The sequence below is a fragment of the Nonomuraea lactucae genome, from assembly GCF_003313395.1.
GTDB lineage: Bacteria > Actinomycetota > Actinomycetes > Streptosporangiales > Streptosporangiaceae > Nonomuraea > Nonomuraea lactucae.
In genome coordinates this window covers 1-4,065 of the sequence record NZ_QNFZ01000745.1, presented here as the reverse complement: position 1 = coordinate 4,065, position 4,065 = coordinate 1, and the positions used below count along the sequence as shown (strand labels likewise).

The window sequence follows — 4,065 nt, the reverse complement described above, 5'->3', positions numbered from 1 at the left end:
GGGGCGGGGGCTCCTGCGACGGTGGCAGGTGCGGGGGCGCGGCAGCACCACCGGGTGGGGTGCGCCGTGGCAGCGGAGTGGCCGATGCCCGCACCGCGGGCATGGGCTGCGTGACGCCTTCCCGGGACTCCTGCGGCGCCGGCGGCCAGACCTGCTGGTCCGGATAGGACCGCTGTCGCGGGGAACGGGAGGGCGGCGGGCTTGGCCGCCGGACGGGCGATCTGGACGGCTGGGACGCGGCCGGCTGGTCGTTCCTCGGGTTGCTCTTCGGATTGTTCTTCGGGTTGTTCTTCGGCGCGAACCAGTCGCGGTCCTCTGTGCTCATGGCCCGATCAATTCTTGATGAGGGAGTAGACGGCCTGCGGCGTGCCGGCGAGCCTTCGCGCGGCCTCCTCGTCCAGGCCCAGGTCGATCTCCACCTCAGGCGCGTACGGCTCGACCGGCAGAGCCGAGGCGGGCGGGGCGAACACCACCCTGGCGCCGGCCAGCGCCGAGGCGGGGACCTCGAAGAAGAACGGGCCGGCGACCCAGATGCCGGGCTGCGCCCACTTGGCGGCCAGCGTCAGGCCGCTGTCGATCCGGTCCGTGGCGGAGAACCGCCGCCCCTCGCCGTCCAGCAGCACCGGCTGGGCCAGGTGGTAGGGCTTGAGGCTGGACTTGGCGGACGCCCGCACGACCAGGAACACCTGGTCGGTCTCGATGGTCTTGGTGCTGCTCGTCTGGATCGCCCTGGCCGTCGAGAACGAGTCGAGCCGCACGGTGAAGCGCAGCGCGTCCACGACCTGGCCCTTGTGGCCCACGTAGGTCAGCGGGGCCTTGTAGTCGTTCTCGGACAGCGCGAGCGTCTGCACCCCGACGGCGCCTCCGGCCAGCAGCAGGCCGAGCACGGCGTTGAGGGCGCGCGAGCCGTCGCGCCGCCCGCGGGCGGGCCTCCTGCCGCGCCGCACGGGGGTCTCCGCGGACACCTGCTGGGTGGCGGTCATGCCGAGGCACCTCCCTCGACGGGAAGCGTCACCCGCGCCTTGATCTCGGGGACGAGCTTGCCGTCCTCCTCCGCGGTGACCTTCTGCCAGCGTTCGGACGTGTCGTTGAACCCGGCGGTGTACTCGAACTCCGAGACGTCCAGGGTCACCTTGTCCGGCGGCTGCTCGCCGTCCTTGAGGCGGTAGCGGACGATCACCGTGCTTCTCACCCCCGGGTGGAGCTGGCCGGTCTCGCCTCCCTTGGCCACGGCGAAGACGAACGGCCCGGAGTCAGGGGGGAACGCGGGGGAGATCTTCACCAGTGAGCTCGCGAACGTCGCGCCGAACGCGGCGTGCTCCGGGCGGCTGGGCGGCAGGCCGACGGGCGTGGTCTCGTCCCCGCGGTTGGTCACCTCGAAGACCAGCTCCACGAACCTGCGATCCTCCCCCAACTGCGACGTGGCGGGCTCCACCCGAACCCGCGACCCGACGAAGCGGGTGGAGTAGCGGCCCTGGTCGAGGAGCGCGCCCTTGCCGAGGCCGGGTGGCGCGTCCGGAGCCTCGTTCAGGCCTCCCAGCAGGCTCGTGATCCCGAGCGCCGTGACCGCCAGCAGGGCCAGGGCGGGCACCACTACCGGACGCCTGGGCTTGTCGCTGCCGGAGGGATCGGTCATGGGTAAGGATGGTAATAGGTGACAGTTGCACCATCCGCCTCAAACCTCCCATCCGGCTGGTGTAATTGCCGAGAACTCTGCCGCGGCAGGGGCGTAGCTCATACGCTGTCACGGAGCGGAGGGATTCAGGCCCTACTAACGACATATCGCGGCCGGAGGGTCACGTGGTGGACGTGCATCCCGAGCATGCGCAGCTCCAGGCGGACCGCATCTACCTGGGCTGGCAGTACATGCTGTTACACCCCGACCCCGGCCCCCCGCCCAAACGCCCCTCCCCGGCGCAGGAGACGCCGGCCGCCGAGCCCGATCCCGACCTGGTGCGCCGCGAGCGCCTGCAGGAGGACATGCTCAACCGTCCGGTGCGGACCGTCCGGCTGTTCATGCTGGTGCTGGCGGTGCTGCTCCTGGTCCTGGCCCTGGCCGGCTACCTCGACTGGTCGTTCGCGCTGCTCGGGCTGGTCGCGGCCGGTGGCGTGGCGCTCATCTGCAGCTACGCGTTGGTGCAGGGCGACAGGGCGGTCCGCTACCGGATCCAGGAGCAGCGGGCCCGCGACGACCGGCAGCGCCAGGAACGTGACAAAGAGCTGTTCCGCGCGCAGGAGGAGCACGCGCAGCGCTACCGCGAGTGGCAGGAGGTAAAAGACCGCCACGACCGCCAGCTCACCTGGTACGCCGTGGCCGTACCCGACGAGATCGACCGCATCGACGTGGCCGGCGGCACCCTGCCCGGCTGGTCGGCGCTGGTCACGCTACTGGGCGCCACCCGCCTCTACAGCGGCGGCCACCTGACCGTGCTCGACCTCTCCGAGGGCGCGATCGCCAAGGACCTCATCGAGCTCGCCCGCAGGGGCGGCGACGACCCGCTGGTCTGGGTGCTGCCCGTGGACCTGCCGAGGCTCGACCTGGGCGCCACGCTCAAGCCCGAGGCGTTCGCCGACGTGCTCGCCCACGTGGTGAGCGTCAGCGAGGAGCACCGCACCACCCGCGACCTCAGCTTCGACAACGCCATCCTGGAGCGGGTTCTCGAAGTGCTCGGCGAGAACGCCACGATCAGCCAGGTCACCGCCGCGCTGCGGGCGCTGGCCCAGGTCGGCGACCCGCGCGACGACCTCAGGTACGGGCTGATCACGGCGACGCAGCTGGAGCGCATCGGCACGCTGTTCGGGCGCGGGGTGAGCGATCGCGTCGTGATCGAGCGGGCCTGGGCGCTGGAGTCGCAGCTGCGCAAGCTGGAGACGCTCGGCACGCAGGCCGTGCGGCTGCCGCCCGCCCGGCTCCGGGTGGTGAGCATGGACCGGCAGGCCGGCGTGTTCGGCAACCGGGTGCTCGGCACGTACGTGGCCACCGCGCTCACCCACATCCTGCGCCAGTCGCCCGCCTCCGACCGGCCCTGGTACCACACGATCATCGTGGCGGGCGCCGACAAGCTCCGCGGCGACGTGCTCGACCGGCTCATGGACGCCTGCGAGACCTCCCGTACGGGGCTGGTCCTGACGTACCGGTCGCTCACCCCGACCGTCCGCGAGCGCCTGGGCAGGGGGCACGCGGCGGTGGCGTTCATGCGGCTCGGCAACGCCGAGGACGCCCGGGTCGCCAGCGAGCACGTGGGCACCGAGCACCGTCTGGAGCTCGCCCAGCTCACCGAGACGATCAGCGACTCGCTCCCCGGGCTCGACGGCGGCTACACCTCCACGATCTCCGAGCTGGAGGGCAGGGAGCAGGAGCACGACGAGAGCCACACCGACCTCGCCGGGGACATCACCGAGTCGACCGAGTGGGGGAGGACCGCCAACAAGATCGGCGAGAAGGAGCGGGTGCTGCAGCGTTCCCGCGAGTTCCTCGTCGAGCCGCACCAGCTCCAGCAACTGCCCACCACGTCCGTGATCGTCACCGACGCCACCGCCCAGGGCAGGCGGGTGCGCCTGGCCGACGCCAACCCGGCGATCCTCACCTTCCCCAAGACCACCCTCGGCGAGCTGGAGGACGTACGCGACGCCGTGCTCTCCCCCGACGGTCACGCCGGGCGTGACGCGGGCGACGACCCTCCGCCCAACCTCGGCCCGCCACCGCCCCGCCTGGACTGGCGCAAGGACCGGCCATGACCGAGCAATGACATGGTCAATGTCAAGGTGACGGGCGGGCGGTCGGCGGACTTTACTAAAGAACCGTCTGTGGGGGGATGAAATGCAGCCGAGTGTCTCGCTGAGCGGGCCCTGGTACCGGATCCAGTCCATCGCCGCGCCCTCGCGAAGCTCGTCCGCGGAATGGGACTTCGTCACCGTGCTGCCCGCCGTGCTGTCCGCCGCGCAGCGGGACCGTCCGTTCGCCATCGGCTGGCTGTCGCGCGGCGCCGGCGCGCCCCTTGAGCTGATCACGAACGCGGGGCCGCTGTCGCCCCCGCGCCAGCCGCGACGGGCGCCTGACGCGCC

General features: G+C 71.7%; 4 protein-coding genes and 1 pseudogene. 2 read left to right on the top strand and 3 right to left on the bottom strand.

Annotated elements, in window-relative coordinates; all coding sequences use genetic code 11:
- The 3 genes and pseudogenes from DQW85_RS46075 to DQW85_RS26520 form a co-directional block, all read right to left on the bottom strand.
- Positions 1 to 325: pseudogene (locus tag DQW85_RS46075) on the bottom strand (hypothetical protein); the annotation flags it as partial.
- Between the two features lie 7 nt (positions 326 to 332).
- Positions 333 to 983, bottom strand: coding sequence for a hypothetical protein (locus tag DQW85_RS26525; RefSeq protein ID WP_113702657.1), 651 nt, complete (start codon positions 981 to 983; stop codon positions 333 to 335).
- Positions 980 to 1,636 (bottom strand): hypothetical protein, encoded by a 657-nt coding sequence (locus DQW85_RS26520; protein WP_113702656.1) that lies wholly within the window; start codon positions 1,634 to 1,636, stop codon positions 980 to 982. Before DQW85_RS26520 ends, DQW85_RS26525 begins: the two co-directional genes overlap by 4 nt.
- 164 nt (positions 1,637 to 1,800) lie before the next feature.
- Here DQW85_RS26520 and DQW85_RS26515 point away from each other — a divergent pair, with 164 nt between their 5' ends.
- Both DQW85_RS26515 and DQW85_RS26510 read left to right on the top strand, forming a co-directional pair.
- Positions 1,801 to 3,738 carry a hypothetical protein gene (locus DQW85_RS26515; RefSeq protein ID WP_240197439.1) on the top strand — a complete coding sequence of 646 codons (1,938 nt, stop codon included), beginning with the start codon at positions 1,801 to 1,803 and terminating at the stop codon, positions 3,736 to 3,738.
- 82 nt (positions 3,739 to 3,820) lie between these two features.
- On the top strand, positions 3,821 to 4,065 hold a 245-nt coding region (locus DQW85_RS26510), incomplete at its 3' end, for a hypothetical protein (RefSeq protein WP_162795398.1).

Coding starts and splice junctions, on each gene's coding strand:
- DQW85_RS26520 (WP_113702656.1), bottom strand. CDS start 1,636: ATGACCGATCCCTCCGGCAGCGACAAGCCCAGGCGTCCGGTAGTGGTG.
- DQW85_RS26525 (WP_113702657.1), bottom strand. CDS start 983: ATGACCGCCACCCAGCAGGTGTCCGCGGAGACCCCCGTGCGGCGCGGC.